This window comes from Nocardia salmonicida (assembly GCF_036142455.1).
Lineage (GTDB): Bacteria > Actinomycetota > Actinomycetes > Mycobacteriales > Mycobacteriaceae > Nocardia > Nocardia salmonicida.
In genome coordinates this window covers 4,743,365-4,760,781 of sequence record NZ_CP108014.1, presented here as the reverse complement: position 1 = coordinate 4,760,781, position 17,417 = coordinate 4,743,365, and the positions used below count along the sequence as shown (strand labels likewise).

The window sequence follows — 17,417 nt, the reverse complement described above, 5'->3', positions numbered from 1 at the left end:
TATCGGTGAAGACGGTGCGGTGGGGCGGAATTCATCGCTGGTGTGGTCATGCCGCGACGAGGGGGCGCTGCGTCGCGCTCACGCGGCTTTCGCGGATCAGCAGCACGCCGGCGAGCGCGACGAGTACGGCGGTGAAGCCGTGGACGCCCAACGCGGTGGCGGTGGAGCCGTGCCAGCTCAGGACGGTGGCCATGTCCCCGAACGGCGTGAGCGAGGTGGCCAGCATGGCGACGCCGAGCGCGAAGCGCTGCTTGGTGGCCAGCAGGCCGAGGATCACCAGGCCACTCACCACGTCGCGGACGCCCTTGAGGTTCAGGAAGGCCACCGCGTCGCCCTCGGGCACAGCGGGGAGACCGAAGCCCGCGGCCGTCATCTCCGGGGCGACGAGGTAGTTGATGCCGACGTAGATGATGAAGATCCCGCCGAGCAGGGAGAGGGCGGTGGCGATGCGCGAGGTGGTCATGAGGTGCTCCTGAATCTTGTTGCTTGCTCTTAGATCTAGCGGCGCTAGGTGTTGTGAGAACCATAACCAGAGCCTCGCTATCTTGTCTAGCGCTGCTAGAATTTCGAGCATGAGCACCCAGCAGCGCAAGGAACGCGAACGCGCCGAACGGCATCAGCGGATCATCGACACCGCGCGCGAGATGGCCGAAGCGGAAGGCTGGGACGCGGTCACCATCCGCAAACTGGCCGACCGCATCGAATACAGCCAGCCCGTGCTCTACAGTCACTTCGCGAACAAGGCGGCCATTGTCGGCGCCGTGGCCCTGCAAGGTTGCGTCGAGCTCGCCGAACAACTGAAGCTGGCCCGCGAAGCGGCGACCACCCATGCGGAGGTGATCGCCAATGTCGCGCGCGCCTACCTCGACTTCGCCACCGCCAACCCGGCCCGCTACGACGCCATCTTCCAGCAGAAGACCGACCTGAACTTCGGCCTCGACGCCCCACAACCCCTGCGCGATGCCTTCGGCGGCCTGGAGGCGATGTTCGCCCCCTACTCCGAGGGCGACGACCTCGGCGCCCGCACCGAAGTCGCCTGGGCTTCCCTGCACGGCCTGGCCACCCTCGACCGAAACGGCCGATTGCGCCCCGAACTGCGCGAACGGCGCATCACCCTGCTGGTCGACGGAACAAGCGAAGCGGCGGTCGACCCGAGCTGAGCGGGACCGGCGCCGCTGTTCGAAACCCTCTCGCGCCACACCGGTCCGGCGGTGTAGCTCGGTGCGGTGCTGTCGCGGTGTCGAACCTGCCGGGTGACCGAGCGCACGGCGACAGGCTCGCCGCTCCGCGTAGGTTGGAGGTAACGACGCAGGTCGGCAGAGCGGCCGAGGGCGAAGGGACGGCGGATGGCGGAAGTCGTAGTAGTGGGGTCGGGGCCGAACGGTCTTGCCGCGGCGGTGATCGCCGCACGCGCCGGGTTGTCGGTACGCGTCCTCGAAGCGCAGGAGCAGGCAGGCGGTGGATCGCGCACCGCCGAGCTCACCCTGCCCGGCTTCCATCACGACATCTGTGCCGGTGCGCATCCGATGGCGTTGGCGTCACCGTTCTTTCGCGCGTTCGATCTCGCGGCGCACGGCGTCGACCTGCTCACCCCGACCGTCTCCTACGCTCATCCGCTAGACGGTGGAATCGCCGGATTGGCTTGGCGCAACCTCGAATCCACCGTCGCCGACCTCGGTCGCGACGGCCGGGCATGGCGCGAGCTGTTCGCGCCGCTGGTCGAACACTGGCCCGAGGTGGTCGAGCTGGCCATGTCGGATCTGCGACATCCACCGCTGCGTTTCGGCACGGGCATCAAGTTCGCGACCCGCCTGCTCGAACAGGCGTCCCCGTTGTCCGACAACCGTTTCAGCGATGACGTGGCGCCCGCGATGTTCAGCGGTGTGGCCGCCCACGCCATCACCTCACCGCGCGCCTTCCCCGCGGTAGGCGCGGCACTGCTGCTCGGCACCCTCGCGCACGCGGGCGGCTGGGTGATCCCGCGCGGCGGCAGTCAGGCGATCCCGAACGCGATGATCGCCGAAATCGAAAGCCTCGGTGGGGAGGTGCTCACCGGGCACCGGGTCGACGATTTCGCCGAACTCGCCACCGCCCGCGCGGTGCTGTTCGACACCTCGCCCGCCGAACTCCTTCGCATCGCCGGTGACCGTCTGCCGTCGCGATACCGCAACGGCCTCGGACGTTTCCAGTACGGCAACGCCGCCTGCAAGGTCGACTTCGCCCTGTCGGGACCGGTGCCGTGGGCCGCGCCGGGCGCCGACCTGGCGGGCACCCTGCACCTGGTCGGTACCAGAGCCGAAGCCATGCACGCCGAACACCAGGTCGCCACCGGCGCGTTCGCCGATCGGCCGTTCGTGCTGGCCATTCAGCCCGGCGTGGTCGACGCCACCCGAGCACCCGAGGGACAGCACACCTTCTACACCTATGCCCACGTCCCCAACGGGACCGATCGCGATATCAGCGACCAGGTGATCGACCAGGTCGAACGCTTCGCGCCCGGCTTCCGCGATCTGATCCTCGCCAAACATGTGCGACCGGCGGCTTTCATGCCCGCGCACAACGCCAACTACATCGGCGGCGATATCTCGGCGGGCGCGATGTCCACGCGCCAGACCCTGTTCCGTCCGCTCGCCCGCTGGAACCCTTATTCCACCCCGATTCCGGGCACCTACCTGTGCTCGTCGTCGACCCCACCGGGGCCCGGTGTGCACGGGATGTCGGGACTGCACGCGGCACAACACCTGCTGCGCAACCGTTTCGGCATCGTCACCGACCCGCTCGACCTGTTGCGCGGCGCGGAGCCCGCCTACCGGTAGCCGATCAGCTCGGCTTCATCGGTAGGTCGTGGACCTTGTCGGGCTTGAACACATCAGGCTCGAGGTAGACCGTGTAGGTGTTCGGCACGGCGGCGTGAATCCGGTCGTCGGCGGCGTCGATGACCTCGGACACCTGCGTGATGTCCAGGCCCGCGTGCAGCGCGATCTTGGCGTTGATCAACAGGTCCTGTGGACCGAGGTACTGGGTCTGCATCCGGATGACGCGCTCGATCCGTGGATCGGCGAGCAGCGCCGACCGAATCGCGGTGTCGTCCTTGGCCGTCGCGCCCTCACCGATCAGCAGGCTCTTGGTCTCCACGATCAGGATCACCGCGTTCACACCGAGCAGGATGCCGATGAGCAATGTGCCCACACCGTCCCACACCGTGTTGCCGGTGATCATCGACAGACTCACACCCGCCAGCGCGAACAGCAGGCCGGTGACGGCGCCTGCGTCTTCGAGCAGCACCACCGGCAGTTCGGGATTGCGGGTGGTGCGGATGAAGTGCCACCACGTGTTCTTGCCCTTCAGCGGCGCCGACTGCTTGCGGGCGGTGAGGAAGCTGGCGCTCTCCAGCACCATCGACACACCGAGGATGGCGATCGCGACCCAGGGTGACTGGATCTCCTCGGGGAAGCGGATCTTGTGGATCGCTTCGTTGATCGCGAACAAACAACCCATCGTGAACAGCACCAGCGCCACGACGAACGAATAGAAGTACCGATTGCGCGAATACCCGAAGGGGTGCAGTGCGTCCGGCGGCTGATCGGCTCGGTTCTGCCCGACCAGCAGCAGCGCCTCGTTGCCGGTATCGGCCACCGAGTGCACCGCCTCGGCCAGCATCGACGACGACCCGGTGATGAACGCGCCGATGAACTTCGCGACCATGATGCCGGCGTTCGCCCCGAGCGCCGCGAGGATCGCGACCTTGCTTTCTCCACCTTGCTCGGCCATAGACGAACGCTACAACGGTCGCTGTCCGTCAGCCGCTATTTGACCCTGTAGAGGTCGGGTTCCAGGTAGATCAGGCGGGCGGTGGGTACTGCTGCGCGCACGCGCGTTTCGGCCGCGTCGATCGCCTCGGCGACCCCGGCGACGTCCAGGTTCGGGGCGAGCGCGACCTTGGCCGCGATCAGCATTTCCTCCGGGCCCAGGTACTGGGTCTTGAGGTGGATCACCGAGGTGATCTTGGCGCCGTCGACCAGGTTCTCGCGGATGGCCAGACCCTGTTCGGGGGTGGCGCCTTCACCGATGAGCAGGCTCTTCATCTCCACGATCAGCACGATCGCGATGATGCCGAGCAGGACACCGATGGCCAGGGTGCCGATGCCGTCGAAGATCGGGTCGTCGGTGACCATGGTCAGGCCGACGCCGCCGAGGGCCAGTACCAGACCGATCAATGCGCCGGTGTCCTCGAGCAACACCACCGGCAGCTCGGGGCTGCGCGAGTTGCGGATGAACCGCCACCAGGTCGCATCGCCCTTGAGCGGCCTGGATTCACGCACCGCGGTGAGGAAGCTGAAAGTCTCGAGGCCGATCGCGATCACGAGGATGATGATCGCGACGATCGGCTGACTCAGCTCCTCGGGATGCTGGACCTTGTGGATGCCTTCGTAGATCGCGTACACCGAGCCGAGGGTGAACAGCACCAGCGCCACGACGAACGAGTAGAAGTAGCGGTTACGGCCGTACCCGAACGGGTGCAGCTCGTCGGCGTCCTTGGCGGCGGCGCGCTGCCCGAACAGCAGCAGGCCCTGATTCGCGGTGTCGGCGACCGAGTGCACGCCCTCGGCCATCATCGAGGCCGACCCGGTGATGAACGCGCCGACGAACTTCGCCACCGCGATCCCCGCGTTGGCCGCCAACGCCGCGACGATCGCCTTCTTGCCACCACCAGCCGACATGCCGGCCCGCCCTTCTGTTCACTGAACACGACTCGCCACAGCCTAATAGGACACCGACGCGGAGCGGTCATCCGTCCTGAGCGGGAGCCGAGGCGGGGGTTCGCCCTACGGCACAGATCAGTTGCCGTCGCCGACGCAGGCGCTGAACAGCTGCGCGGGCCCGCGCAACGCGCGCGCCTTGATGTCGGTGTCGGCGGCGGAGATCCAGGCCGCGCTGCCACGTTCGACGACGAGGGTGCGTCCGTTCTCGGAGAGCTCGAGCGTGCCCGCGGTGCACAGCACGATGCCCGGCCCGACGTCGGCGAGCACGACCGGCTCGTCCTCGGCGTCGAGATCGAAGCGGCACAGGGCGAATTCCGGTGCGGGCGTGCGGTACCGGATGCCGCCGTCGTCGCCGGGGGCGGGTTCGATCACCGGCAGGTCGATCGGTTCGAAGTCGAGCACCCGCAGGAGTTCGGGCACGTCGACGTGCTTGGGGGTGAGCCCGCCGCGCAACACGTTGTCGGAGTTGGCCATGATCTCCACCCCGACCCCACGCAGGTAGGCGTGCAGATTGCCGGCCGCGAGGAACAGCGCCTGGCCCGGTTCCAGGGTCAGCCGGTTGAGCAACAGCGCGGCGAGGACACCCGCGTCGCCGGGGTAGACCTCGGCCAGTTCGAGCGCGGTGCGTACCTCGGCGGTGAACGCCCGCGCGCCCTTGCTCGACAGGTAGTGCACACAGCCCTCGAGCACCGTGGGCAGCAGCTTCGACAGCGCGGCGGGCGGCAGCGTGATCCAGGTGGTGAACAAGGTCCGCAGGCCGGCCGAATCGGGCTGGGCGGCAAGCAGTTCGGCGTAGATATTGAGGCCGGGCACGTCGAGCGCGCGTAACAACTCGACGGTGCGGAGCGGGTCGCGGAACCCGGCCAGCGCCTCGAAACGCTCCAGCGCGACAACGAGTTCGGGCTTGTGGCTGTCGTCGCGGTAATTGCGCAGCGGCGAATCGAGCGCGACGCCGGTGCGGTTCTCCCGTTCGAATCCGGCTCGCGCCTGCGCCGAACTCGGGTGGGCCTGCAGCGACAGCGGTTCCTCGGCAGCGAGGATCTTCAGCAGGAACGGCAGGCGGGCACCGAAAGTGTCGGCCACCGCGCCCAATTCGCTCGCCGGGTCGGCGGTGAGTACCTCGAGCAGCGAGCGTGTGCCCGAGTCCGTCTTGACGTGTGCGGGATCGGCCGGGTGCGCGCCGAACCAGAGTTCGGCCTCGGGATGGGCCGATGGCACCGGCCGTCCGCACAGCTGAGCGAGCGCGGTGCGCGACCCCCATGCGTAAGAACGCAGCGCACCAACGAGTTCCTGCACTAGTAGCGTCCCCCGTCGTATCGATCCGGCTCGGGCGCGGCGGCACCGCGTGCGAGGGTCAGCCGAAGATAGGCCGCGGCCATGTCCAGCCGCAGCGCCAGCACCGCGAGCTGTTCGAGTTCGCTGCCGTGTCCGCCCCCTGCGGCGGAGGCGGCAGCGGTGCGCTCGATCGCGGGCGCGGCGGCGGGGTCGGCGAGCTGCGATTGCAGCACGTCGACATCGGCATGGACCAGCTCGGCGTCGACCAGGCCGCCGCCTGCGCCTTCGAAGACCGCCAGCTTGCGCCGGGCGGCAGCCTGATCGGGATGCACGCTCAAGGCCAGCACCCGCACCCGCTCGACCGGAGCCGGTCCGTCGAGCTCCTCGTCGTGGAACAGCGGATCGAAGCCGGGTGCGGTGCCGCCGGTTGCCTGGGAGAGGCGGCCGACCGAGGCGACCGCATCGGACAGATCAGCGGCGGAGACGAGCCTGCCCGCCGATTGCAGCAGCACCTCGGCGCCGTGGCCCGCCAGTTCGACGGCGGCGGGCGAGTCCCCCGCGAGCACTACGCCGACTCCGTGCATGCGGGCGGCGAGGGTCTTCGCCGGATTGCGGAAGGCTTCCGTGTGCGGGCCGTCGCGCAGCGCCTCGGCGTCGAGCATGTCGGCCAGCGCGGTGAGATCGGGCGTGGCCGGACCGCTGCGCTGGGCGTCGACACCGCGCAACACCGCGATCCCGACGGCGAGGAAACGCAGCAGCCGATTGTGGTCGAGCACGGGCACCCGAGGTTCGAGCACGATCGCGCGACCGGCGGCGACCGCACGCAACGGACCCTCGTTGGGGGCGGCGATCACCACTTCCGCACTGCGGCGCAGGGCGCGGTCGACGGCATCGATGAGTCGCGGATCCCCCGCGTCGTCACCGGCCACCAGGACCACGTCCAGCGGACCGACCCACGGCGGCAGCGAGGTGACGTGCACGATCGGCAGCCCGGCCCGGTCACCGAGCGTGGCGACCAGCAGCCCGGCCGCGCGCGCGGCCCGACCCGAGCCGGCGACCAGCACCAGGCTGCGCGGGCGCAGATCGGAGAGCCGTTCGATGAGCGAGGTTTCGGCGACCGCCGCGGCCGTGGCCCGCACCTGGGCGCCGCCCGATGCGGCCGAGCGCAGGGCGCCGGCGGTGTCGGCCGCCGCCAGCGACTCGGCATCGTCGAGGTCGAATACCGGTGTTCCAGCGATCATCGCCGAATCCACCTCCCCTCATCGCGCTGTGTCGTCCGTGACTCCACTATTCCAGCCGGACACCGGCAATGCTCGTAATCCGCCGTGGCCGAATACCGGGCCTGTGATTCCACTGCTACTGGTTTCATCTTCCCAGTCAGGCGCGGACGATGCTCAGGATCTCGGTCACGAGTGCGTTTACATCGTCGCGCGATCCGGCCTCGACATTGAGTCGGAGTAGCGGTTCGGTGTTCGAGGCGCGCAGGTTGAACCAGGCATGGCCGCCGAGATCGACCGTGACGCCGTCCATGCGGTCCACCGACTCGGTGCGGTCGGCGAACGCGGCGAGCACCGCGGCGGTGCGTTCGGCGGCGTCGGCGACGGTCGAGTTGATCTCGCCGGAGGCGGCGTACACGTCGTAGGCGGCCATCAGGTCCGAGACCGGACGCGTGCCCTCACCGAGCGCGGCCAGCACGTGCAGCGCGGCCAGCATGCCCGAGTCGGCACCCCAGAAATCGCGGAAGTAGTAGTGCGCCGAGTGCTCGCCACCGAATACCGCGCCGGTCGAGGCCATCTCCTGCTTGATGAACGAGTGCCCGACCCTGGTGCGCACCGGCTTGCCGCCCAGCTCCTCGACCAGCTCGGGCACCGCGCGCGAGGTGATCAGGTTGTGGATCACGGTGGCGCCCGGCTCCTTGGCCAGCTCACGCTGGGCCACGATGGCCGTGATCGCCGAGGGGGACACCGGCTCGCCGCGTTCGTCGACGACGAAGCAGCGGTCGGCGTCGCCGTCGAAGGCGAGGCCGATGTCGGCGCCGCTGGAACGGACCAGCGCCTGCAGATCGACGAGGTTCTTCGGATCCAGCGGGTTGGCCTCGTGGTTGGGGAACGAGCCGTCGAGTTCGAAGTACAGCGGCACGATGGTGATCGGTCCGAGGGCGCCGAGGACGGCGGGCACGGTGTGCCCGCCCATGCCGTTGCCCGCGTCGACCGCGACGGTGAGCGGGCGGATCTCGTCGAGGTTCACCAGCTCGCGCAGGTAGTCCGCGTAGTCGGCGAGCAGATCGGTGCTGGTGGCGGTGCCGGGCGTGCTGTCGTAGGCGGGCACACCCTCGATCACCTCGGCGGCGATGGTCGCCAGCCCGGTGTCCTGGCCGACGGGCAGCGCGTTCGCGCGGCACAGCTTGATGCCGTTGTACTTCGCCGGATTGTGGCTGGCGGTGAACATCGCCCCCGGACAGCCGAGCTTGCCCGAGGCGAAGTAGAGCTGGTCGGTGGAGGCGAGGCCGATGTGCACCACATCCAGACCCTGGGCCCGCACGCCCTGCGCGAATGCCTCGGACAGCGCGGGGGAGGATTCGCGCATGTCGTGGCCGATCACCACGCGCTGGGCGCCCTCGGCGCGCATGAGTCGGGCGAAGGAAGCGCCGACATCGCTGACGAACGCCTCGTCGATCTGTTCGCCCACCACCCCGCGGACGTCATAAGCCTTGATCACGGCATTCACGAGTTCGCCAGAGCGCGCGAGGGTCGTCATGTGGCTAACCCTAGCGGGCTGCACCGACTCCTCGGGATCCTGGCCGGACTAGCTACGGATCCGGCAGAACCCGAAGATGGCCCCGGCGGCCGGTCCGCGCGGTGCGCGGGGCCGAGGGGGCGTTGTCGCGGTAGCCCAGTTGGTCGGCTTCGGCGGCGGGGCGTCGGCGTAGGCCGGCTTCGCGAACGGCTTCGGCCAGTGCGGTGAGGTCGTCGTCGTCCGGGGTGCTCGAGGAGAAACCGCCTTCGTGGCGGACCAGTTCCCAGCCCTTGGGCGCGGTGATGCGGCAGGCGTGCGTTTCGCAGAGATCCCAGGAATGTGGTTCGGCGACGGTGGCCAGGGGTCCGACGACGGCGGTCGAGTCGGAGTACACATAAGTCAGCGTCGCTACAGCCGGGTTCTTGCAGCCGGGTCGGCAGCAACGACGCATAGGGATCACGACGTCGAGATTAGCCCTCCGCGCACCGAAAGTGGATACGGACACGCCCTAAACGGGCGTAGTCACGCATGCCTACTCGGGTTCGGGATCGATGAGATCGGGGTCCACGCCGAGGTAGGTCGCGATCTGCTGGACGAGTACCTCGCGCAGCAACTCCACCAGATCGTCGGGATCGGCCGCCCGTAATTCCAGCGGCTTGCGGAACAACACCACCCTGGCGCGGGTGGCCGCACCGTGGCGGTCGACCCCCGCCGGGATGAGACGCGACAGCGGGACGGGTCCGTCGGCGACCACCTCGTCCGGCCAGGTGACCGAATCGGGATGCAGCGGACGGATTTTCGGTACATCGTCGACGGCGATATCGAGCTTGGTGAGGCGATCGTGCCAGCGGGTGTCGAGTGGGGCGAACGCCTCGAGCACGAGCCGATCGAATTTCTGGCCCCTGGTGCGCCACGCGGGCACCGTCGGCGGAAGCATGGGGCCTCGGACTCCGCGGCCGCGGCGGGTCACCGAACGAGCGGTGGGTGCCGGAGAATGACGCCGGGAACGTGCCATGGGTCTTTCACCTCTCTCGCCTGCACCGTGAAGATCAACAAGGGCGTTCGCCCGGAGACACCGACGTACTGCGCCTGCGTGGCTCCGGGCCAGGCCTGGAGAGAGTCTACTTTCGAACAGTCACTTAACCGATTCCGCGCTTCAGCCTGCGACGCTCTCGTTCCGAGAGACCGCCCCAGATGCCGAAGCGTTCATCATGTGCCAGTGCGTATTCCAGGCACTGGTCACGTACTTCACAGCCCAAGCAGATCCGCTTGGCCTCACGCGTCGAGCCGCCCTTCTCGGGGAAGAACGCCTCGGGGTCGGTCTGAGCGCAGAGGGCGCGTTCCTGCCACTGCTCTTCGATCGACTCGAACATTTCGTCGAAGCCCGTGACGACCAGACTCAGCCGGGGAGCCGCGACTTCGCTTACCACGTCCGGTTCCTGCCAGCTCATGTCAGCGCAGACAGCGTGAGCTGCGCCTGCTGTGGAATCGGTCGGCGAGACCAGATCTTCGGTCATCGTTCCGCCTCCTCACTATGTGTTAGCGCAGAATGATTCTTTCCGTCGGATCAGATGCAACCCCGACGGCCCAACACCGCGACGTAGTCTCGCGGGCTTCCCCGAGCCTGCCTTCCGGCGAGTTGGAACCCTCTCGCAAACGCGCCCTGCGCTAACTCCTAGCGCAGTAGCCTTTTCAGGCGAGTTGGAACCTTCTCGCAAACGCCCCCGCGCTATGCCTTCTCGCGGTGACCGGAATGACATGTCTGTGATTAGACACGCCGCACTTGCCGGTGGTCAACCCGCCGTCACCCTTCCGTTACACTCCACACCCGCCTTTCGTGTTGATCTTGTTATGTGCCGTGGCAAATGACCAGCAACTTCACTGTCATTCGGCGCGAAAGCAACGGGCAACCGTCACTCACTAGGCTGTGACCCTGTGACTGCACAACACGCGGTGCGCGAGCCCAAGATCGCCGTTCTCGTCGGCGGTGTCGGCGGTGCCCGGTTCCTCCAAGGCGTCCGGCAGCTGCTGCCCGAAGCCGACATCTCCGCCATCGTCAACGTCGGCGACGACGTCTGGATGCATGGCCTTCGCATCTGTCCCGACCTCGACACCTGCATGTACACCCTCGGCGGTGGCATCGATACCGAGCGTGGCTGGGGCCACGCCGACGAAACCTGGCACGCGAAAGAGGAGCTGGCGAAATACAACGCTCAGCCCGATTGGTTCGGCCTCGGCGATCGCGATATCGCCACTCATCTCATTCGCACCGAAATGCTGCGCGCCGGATATCCGCTGTCCGCGGTCACCGAAGCGCTGTGCAATCGGTGGCAACCGGGCGTGAAGCTGATCCCGGCTACCGACGATCGCTGCGAAACTCACGTCGTGGTCAGCGATCCCGACAATGCTGGCGAACGTCGCGCGATCCACTTCCAGGAATGGTGGGTGCGGTACCGCGCGGCGCTTCCGACACACGGATTTGCCTCGATCGGCGCCGAGCAAGCCGCTCCGGCACCAAATGTGACAGAAATCATAGCCACTGCCGACGCCGTGTTATTGGCCCCGTCGAACCCCGTGGTGAGCATCGGCGCGATCCTCGCCGTGCCCGGGATCAGAGGCGCGTTGCGCACCAGCGAGGCCAAGGTGATCGGCCTGTCGCCGGTGATCGACGGAAAGCCGTTGCGCGGCATGGCGGATGAGTGCCTCACGGCGATCGGCGTCGAGTCCACCGCCGAGGCGATCGGCCGCCACTACGGCGCCCGCTCGGCCACCGGCATCCTCGACGGATGGCTGGTGCACTCCACCGATACCGCCGATGTCGCGGGCGTCGAGGTGCGCAGCGTGCCGCTGTTGATGAGCGACCCCGAGGCGACCGCTGAAATGGCGCGCGCCGCACTGGAATTGGCGGGAGTGAAGATATGAGCGCGCAGGAGGCGGCTGACTCGATCCGGCCGGAGAACGGCCGGGTCGACGTGTTGCCCGACCATGCCGCCGACGAGCTGCGGATCCTTCCGGTGACCGGTCTGCCGGAGTTCCGGCCGGGTGACGATCTCGCCGAACACCTTGCGGCACAAGCACCCTGGCTTGCCGACGGTGACATCCTCGTGGTCACCAGCAAGATCGTGTCGAAGGCCGAGGGGCGCATCGTCGCCGCACCCCTCGACCCCGAGGAGCGCGACACCGCCCGTCGCAAGCTCGTCGAGGACGAAGCCGTTCGGGTGCTCGCGCGCAAGGGCCGCACCCTCATCACGGAGAACCGGCTCGGCATCGTGCAGGCGGCCTCCGGCGTCGACGGCTCCAATGTGGCCGAGGGCGAATTGGTGCTGCTGCCTGTCGATCCCGACGGCAGCGCGAAAGCCCTGCGCACCGCGCTCGCCCAGCGGCTCGGCGTCGACGTGGCCGTGGTCGTCACCGACACGATGGGCCGGGCCTGGCGCAACGGGCAGATCGACGCGGCCATCGGGTCAGCCGGCCTGCGGGTGCTGCACGACTACGACGGCGCCGTGGACAAACAGGGCAACGAACTGCACGTCACGCAGGTGGCCATCGCCGATGAGCTCGCCGCGGCCGCCGATCTGGTCAAGGGCAAGCTCGGCGGTGTTCCGGTAGCGGTGGTGCGTGGGCTGAACACCGAGGACGACGGTTCGACCGCGGCGGCGCTGCTGCGCGGTGGCATCGACGACCTGTTCTGGCTCGGCACTGCCGAGGCGCTCGAGCAGGGCCGCAAAGAGGCTGTGCCGCTGCGTCGTTCGGTCCGCGCGTTCACCGGCGAACCCGTCGACCCGGAACGGATCCGTGCCGCCGTCGCGGTCGGACTCACCGCGCCCGCACCGCACCACACCCGTCCGGTGCGCTTCGTCTGGCTGCGCGAGGCGGCCCTGCGGGCGCGGTTGCTCGAGGCCATGACCGAGAAGTGGCGCGCCGACCTCACCGCCGACGGGCTCGCCCCCGACCGCGTGGAGCGTCGAATCGCGCGCGGTCGCATCCTTTTCGACGCGCCGGAGGTGATCATCCCGTTCTGCGTGCCCGACGGCGCGCATGACTATCCCGACGCTCGTCGCCAGGCCGCCGAGCAGACGATGTTCACGGTGGCCGTCGGCGCTGCCGTGCAGGGCCTGCTCGTCGCGTTGGCCGCCGACGGTCTCGGCAGCTGCTGGATCGGCTCGACCATCTTCGCGCCCGAGATCGTCCGCGAGGTCCTCGATCTGGACGAGGACTGGATGCCGTTGGGCGCCATCGCGATCGGGTATCCACTGGAGGAGCCCACACCACGCGCCGTCGGCTCGGCCGGTGCGGGATTGGTGGAGCTGTGAACCCGACAGCGATCGCGGAGTCGGCCCGATGAGCGCGGAATCGCTGCACGCCTCGGCGACCGAGTTGCTCACCCGGTGGGAGCCCGGCACCGGCGCGGATCACTCACTGCGCGAAGCGATTCTGGCGTTCCTCGGCTCGGCGCCGCGTGGCTGCCTGCGTGAACACGCCCCCGGCCACATCACCGCGTCGGCCATCGTGCTGTCCCACGATCGTCGCGACATCCTGCTCACCCTGCACCCACGCGTGGGTCGCTGGATTCAGCTCGGCGGTCACTGCGAACCCGATGACAAGACCGTGCAGGACGCGGCGCTGCGGGAGGCGGTGGAGGAATCCGGCATCGCCGACCTGATCCTCACGCCGGGTCTCTACGGCGCGCAGGCCCACCCGATCACCTGCTCGCTCGGAGTGCCGACGCGACATCTCGACCTGCTCTTCGAGGTCGTGGCGCCCCCGGGCGCGGTACCGGTTCGCAGCTCCGAATCGACCGATCTGCGGTGGTGGCCGGTCGACGGGCTACCTGCCGGCGCCGACGTTCTGTTTCGGTCAGAGGGGTGATGTAAAGGCCCCTGAAAAGGTCTCTGACCTGTAACGACGACGGCCGTGCCCAGTTGGGCACGGCCGTCGTTTTCGTTGTTCGACCGGGTCTTCTTTACAAATAGTGAAATTTGTCTAGACATCCGACATGTCCACACCTATCGTCTGTGACAGAGAGTTACGCACATCACAGATGTGAGATGTGCCTCGGAACTGGAGACGATGATGTCGACTGATGCCAACGCGTCCGAGCAGCGGGTCGCGCCGCCGCAATGGCGAGATTCCAAACGATATTTGTGGCTGTGGGGCCTGTTCGCCCCGACCGGCCTGTTCACGATCGCGATCCCGCTGATCTGGGGTCTCAACCAGCTCGGCTGGCACCGCATCGCCGAGATCCCGTTCTGGCTGGGGCCGGTGCTGGTCTACATCGTGATCCCGCTGGCCGATCTGTTCTTCGGGCCGGACGGCGACAACCCGCCCGACGAGGTGATGGAGTACCTGGAGAACGACAAGTACTACCGCTACCTCACCTACCTGTACCTGCCGTTCCAGTACGCCTCACTGATCTTCGCCTGCTACATCATCACCGCGCCGAATCTGCACTGGCTCGGCTTCCCCGGCGGCGCCAATGTGGTCGACAAGATCGGTATCGCGATCAGCGTCGGGATGATCGGCGGCATCGGCATCAACACCGCGCATGAGCTCGGTCACAAGAAGGTCGAACTGGAGCGCTGGCTCGCGCGCATCGCGCTGGCCCAGTCGTTCTACGGGCACTTCTACATCGAGCACAATCGGGGTCACCACGTGCGGGTCGCCACCCCGGAGGACCCCGCGAGTTCGCGTCTCGGTGAGTCCTTCTGGGCCTTCTGGCCGCGCACGGTCTGGGGCAGCCTGCGCTCGGCCTGGCACCTCGAGAAGGAACGTCTCGGCCGACTCGACAAGAGCCCGTGGACGCTGCGCAACGATGTGCTCAACGCCTGGGCCATGTCGGTGGTGTTGTGGCTCGGTGTGATCGCAGTCTTCGGCGTCGAGGTGCTGCCGTATCTGATCCTGCAGGCCGTGGTCGGTTTCAGTCTGCTCGAGTCGGTGAACTACCTCGAGCACTACGGCCTGGTCCGGCAGAAGACCGCGAGCGGACGCTATGAACGACCGGCGCCCGAGCACAGCTGGAACAGCGACCACATCGTCACCAATATCTTCCTGTACCACCTGCAGCGCCACAGCGACCATCACGCCTATCCGACCCGGCGCTATCAGACGCTGCGCAGTTGGGACGGAGCGCCGAACCTGCCCAGCGGCTACGCCAGCATGATCCTGATCGGCTACTTCCCGCCGATCTGGCGCAAGGTGATGGACAAGCGCGTGCTCGCGCACTACGGCGGGGACGTCAGCCTCGCCAATATCGAACCCAAGCGCCGCGAGCAGGTGCTGGAAAAGTACGGAACCGAGGTCGAGTCATGAGTGCCTACAAATGTCCGGTCTGTGATTTCGTCTTCGATGAAGCCAAAGGCGCGCCACGCGAAGGATTTCCGCCTGGCACACTGTGGACTGCCGTTCCCGACGACTGGTGCTGTCCGGACTGTGGGGTGCGGGAGAAGATCGACTTCGAAGCGGTAGGAGTATCGCAGTGACCGAGTACAAGCTCTACCAGTGTGTCCAGTGCGGTTTCGAGTACGACGAGGCCGAGGGCTGGCCCGACGACGGCATCGCGCCCGGCACCCGCTGGGACGACATCGCCGACGACTGGACCTGCCCGGACTGCGGAGCCCGCAAGTCCGACTTCTTCATGGTCGAGATCGAACGTTCGTGAGCGTCGCGGGTACCCCGCGCACCGGTTCGCGCATCCCGTATCAGGAGGCCGCGCGCGAACTGCTGCGCACCTCGGTCCTCGACGGGATGCGCGAACTGCTCACCGAGCGTGACTGGTCCAAGGTCACGCTCGGTGATGTCGCGGCCAGGGCCGGGGTGAGCAGGCAGACGCTCTACAACGAGTTCGGTTCGCGCTCGGGGCTCTCGCAGGCCTACGCGCTGCGTCTGGCCGATGATCTCGTCGACCATGTGCGCGAGGCGCTCGACGCCAATGTCGGTGACGCGCGCGCGGCGATCCGGGTCGGGATGTCCGGGTTCTTCCTCTCCGCCGCGGGCGACCCGCTGGTCCGTTCGCTGTTGAGCGGGGAGATGAAGCCGGATCTGCTGCGGCTCATCACGCTCGACGCGGCCCCACTGCTCGGGCACGCCACCGCGCGCCTGACGGAGGTCTTCATGCACAGCTGGGTGGACGCGACGCACGCCGAGGCCGATGTGCTCGCGCACGCGCTGGTCCGCATCGCGCTGAGCTACATCCCGAATCCGCCCGTGCCCGAGCGCGACGCCCCCGCCGAGATGAGTACCCTGCTCGGTCCGTATGTCGAGGCAATCGTGCAGGTGCGAGGAATGCGCGTCCCATCGGATGACGTAGATCACTGAGAGAAGTCACGAGCTCTGATTCGCTCTTGTGTAACCATCACCACGTTTGAGGATCTGGCGGTGTGTAACGCGCCTATGGTCTGTCAGTATTCACATCGGTCAGCGATGGTCTTTTTTTGTAGCGGAGCGGGTGTGCAAACGGTTGGCAAACCGGGGGGTTTTCGTGATCCCAAACGGTATCTCTGGGCTTTAGGGCTGATCGCCCCGGCGTGCGCGCTGTTGCCCTCCCAGCTGGTGTTCCATACCAAGGCTGAAGTGTTCTGGTGGATCGGACCAGTCATCGTGCTGATCGCTATCCCCGTGCTGGACTGGATCGTCGGTGAAGACGGCAACAATCCCCGTGACGAGGACTACGCGGCGCTCTCCGCCGACCGGTACTACCGGTGGTGCACCTACCTGTTCCTGCCGATCCAGTTGGTCAGCCTCGGCGTGGCCTGTTTCATGTGGACGAGCCCCGAGTTGGCGCTCGTCGACAAGCTCGGTTTGGCCGCCACGGTCGGCTTCGTCAGCGGCATCGGCATCAACGCCGCCCACGAATTGGGCCACCGGGTGGAGCGCGCTGAAAAATTGCTGTCGAAGGTCGCGCTGGCCCAGTCGGGGTACGGACACTTCTTCGTCGAGCACAATCGCGGACACCACGCCCGCGTGGCCACCCCCGAGGACCCGGCCAGTGCCCGGCTGGGTGAATCGCTGTGGGAGTTCTTGCCGCGCAGTGTGATCGGTGGTTTCCGGTCGGCCCTGCAACTCGAGCGCGCGCGCCTGTACCGGAAGGGCAGGGGCTGGTGGAGCGTCGAGAACAACATCCTGCAAGCCTGGGCGATGACGGCGGTGCTGTTCGGTTCGCTGACGCTGGTCTTCGGCCCGGCGATCGTGCCGTGGCTGATCATCCAGGCCGTGATCGGCTTCGGGCTGCTCGAGACCGTCAACTACGTCGAGCACTACGGGCTGCTGCGTGCGCGCAAGCCCAACGGCCGCTACGAGCGGTGCTCCCCGCGCGACAGCTGGAACTCCGATCGCCTGGTCACCAACATCTTCCTGTTCCATCTGCAGCGCCACAGCGACCACCACGCCAACCCCGGTCGCCGCTATCAGACCCTGCGCAGCACCGAAGAGGCGCCTCAGCTGCCCGCCGGCTACGCCACCATGATCGTGTTGGCCGCCGTCCCGCCGCTGTGGCGTGCGGTGATGGACCACCGGGTCGCGGCGCACTACGGCGGCGACCTGCGCCTGGCCAACGTCGCGCCAGAGAAGCCGCGACGGTTGCTGGCCCGATACCGCGCCGCGGCCTGAGAACCCACCTCGACGGACCCGGGAACGCGCGCGGCCCCA

Annotated in this window: 19 protein-coding genes; 10 read left to right on the top strand and 9 right to left on the bottom strand. The window is 67.5% G+C overall.

Features of this window, described 5'->3' with window-relative positions:
• Window positions 1-46 precede the first annotated feature (46 nt).
• On the bottom strand, window positions 47-463 hold the full coding sequence (locus OHS03_RS22395) for a DUF4267 domain-containing protein (protein ID WP_062992101.1): 417 nt from the start codon (window positions 461-463) through the stop codon (window positions 47-49).
• Between the two features lie 109 nt (window positions 464-572).
• On the opposite strand from OHS03_RS22395, the gene OHS03_RS22390 reads away from it, so the two are divergent.
• Together OHS03_RS22390 and OHS03_RS22385 are read left to right on the top strand one after the other, a co-directional pair.
• A complete protein-coding gene (locus OHS03_RS22390) occupies window positions 573-1,160 on the top strand; it encodes a TetR/AcrR family transcriptional regulator (protein WP_194826436.1) in 588 nt (195 codons plus the stop codon).
• A gap of 186 nt (window positions 1,161-1,346) precedes the next feature.
• On the top strand, window positions 1,347-2,816 hold the full coding sequence (locus OHS03_RS22385; RefSeq protein ID WP_328656788.1) for a phytoene desaturase family protein: 1,470 nt from the start codon (window positions 1,347-1,349) through the stop codon (window positions 2,814-2,816).
• 4 nt (window positions 2,817-2,820) lie between these two features.
• Here OHS03_RS22385 and OHS03_RS22380 read toward each other — a convergent pair whose 3' ends face one another.
• The 8 genes from OHS03_RS22380 to OHS03_RS22345 form a co-directional block, all read right to left on the bottom strand.
• Window positions 2,821-3,771 carry a cation diffusion facilitator family transporter gene (locus tag OHS03_RS22380; protein ID WP_328656786.1) on the bottom strand — a complete coding sequence of 317 codons (951 nt, stop codon included), beginning with the start codon at window positions 3,769-3,771 and terminating at the stop codon, window positions 2,821-2,823.
• Between the two features lie 35 nt (window positions 3,772-3,806).
• A complete protein-coding gene (locus tag OHS03_RS22375; protein WP_328656784.1) occupies window positions 3,807-4,721 on the bottom strand; it encodes a cation diffusion facilitator family transporter in 915 nt (304 codons plus the stop codon).
• Between the two features lie 117 nt (window positions 4,722-4,838).
• Window positions 4,839-6,059: a mannose-6-phosphate isomerase, class I gene (manA, locus tag OHS03_RS22370; protein ID WP_328656781.1), complete on the bottom strand. Its 1,221-nt coding sequence runs from the start codon at window positions 6,057-6,059 to the stop codon at window positions 4,839-4,841.
• Window positions 6,059-7,279: a hypothetical protein gene (locus OHS03_RS22365; RefSeq protein ID WP_056815919.1), complete on the bottom strand. Its 1,221-nt coding sequence runs from the start codon at window positions 7,277-7,279 to the stop codon at window positions 6,059-6,061. The genes manA and OHS03_RS22365 overlap by 1 nt, the downstream gene beginning before the upstream one ends.
• Before the next feature lie 136 nt (window positions 7,280-7,415).
• Window positions 7,416-8,795: a phosphomannomutase/phosphoglucomutase gene (locus tag OHS03_RS22360; RefSeq protein WP_328656778.1), complete on the bottom strand. Its 1,380-nt coding sequence runs from the start codon at window positions 8,793-8,795 to the stop codon at window positions 7,416-7,418.
• A 52-nt stretch (window positions 8,796-8,847) separates the two neighbouring features.
• Complete coding sequence (locus OHS03_RS22355; RefSeq protein ID WP_407942519.1) at window positions 8,848-9,225, bottom strand: DUF3499 domain-containing protein; 378 nt, start codon at window positions 9,223-9,225, stop codon at window positions 8,848-8,850.
• An 81-nt stretch (window positions 9,226-9,306) separates the two neighbouring features.
• Window positions 9,307-9,789, bottom strand: a complete 483-nt coding sequence (locus OHS03_RS22350; RefSeq protein ID WP_194826429.1) for a metallopeptidase family protein — start codon at window positions 9,787-9,789, stop codon at window positions 9,307-9,309.
• Window positions 9,790-9,913: 124 nt separating this feature from the next.
• Window positions 9,914-10,147, bottom strand: coding sequence for a WhiB family transcriptional regulator (locus OHS03_RS22345; protein WP_133733920.1), 234 nt, complete (start codon window positions 10,145-10,147; stop codon window positions 9,914-9,916).
• 562 nt (window positions 10,148-10,709) lie between these two features.
• Between OHS03_RS22345 and cofD the strand changes: the two genes are divergently transcribed.
• From cofD to OHS03_RS22305, 8 genes are all read left to right on the top strand, one after another.
• On the top strand, window positions 10,710-11,696 hold the full coding sequence (cofD, locus tag OHS03_RS22340; protein ID WP_328656773.1) for a 2-phospho-L-lactate transferase: 987 nt from the start codon (window positions 10,710-10,712) through the stop codon (window positions 11,694-11,696).
• A complete protein-coding gene (locus tag OHS03_RS22335; RefSeq protein ID WP_328656771.1) occupies window positions 11,693-13,087 on the top strand; it encodes a coenzyme F420-0:L-glutamate ligase in 1,395 nt (464 codons plus the stop codon). The genes cofD and OHS03_RS22335 overlap by 4 nt, the downstream gene beginning before the upstream one ends.
• Window positions 13,088-13,115: 28 nt before the next feature.
• A complete protein-coding gene (locus tag OHS03_RS22330; protein ID WP_328656768.1) occupies window positions 13,116-13,643 on the top strand; it encodes an NUDIX hydrolase in 528 nt (175 codons plus the stop codon).
• Window positions 13,644-13,844: 201 nt separating this feature from the next.
• Window positions 13,845-15,083 carry an alkane 1-monooxygenase gene (locus OHS03_RS22325; protein WP_328656766.1) on the top strand — a complete coding sequence of 413 codons (1,239 nt, stop codon included), beginning with the start codon at window positions 13,845-13,847 and terminating at the stop codon, window positions 15,081-15,083.
• Window positions 15,080-15,253: a rubredoxin gene (locus tag OHS03_RS22320; RefSeq protein WP_082844102.1), complete on the top strand. Its 174-nt coding sequence runs from the start codon at window positions 15,080-15,082 to the stop codon at window positions 15,251-15,253. Before OHS03_RS22325 ends, OHS03_RS22320 begins: the two co-directional genes overlap by 4 nt.
• Window positions 15,250-15,432 (top strand): rubredoxin, encoded by a 183-nt coding sequence (locus tag OHS03_RS22315; RefSeq protein ID WP_056813067.1) that lies wholly within the window; start codon window positions 15,250-15,252, stop codon window positions 15,430-15,432. Before OHS03_RS22320 ends, OHS03_RS22315 begins: the two co-directional genes overlap by 4 nt.
• The gene (locus OHS03_RS22310; protein WP_328656764.1) at window positions 15,429-16,088 is read left to right on the top strand and encodes a TetR/AcrR family transcriptional regulator; all 660 of its coding nucleotides are present in this window, start codon (window positions 15,429-15,431) and stop codon (window positions 16,086-16,088) included. Before OHS03_RS22315 ends, OHS03_RS22310 begins: the two co-directional genes overlap by 4 nt.
• A 105-nt stretch (window positions 16,089-16,193) precedes the next feature.
• Window positions 16,194-17,378 (top strand): alkane 1-monooxygenase, encoded by a 1,185-nt coding sequence (locus tag OHS03_RS22305; protein ID WP_328664357.1) that lies wholly within the window; start codon window positions 16,194-16,196, stop codon window positions 17,376-17,378.
• Window positions 17,379-17,417 lie beyond the last annotated feature (39 nt).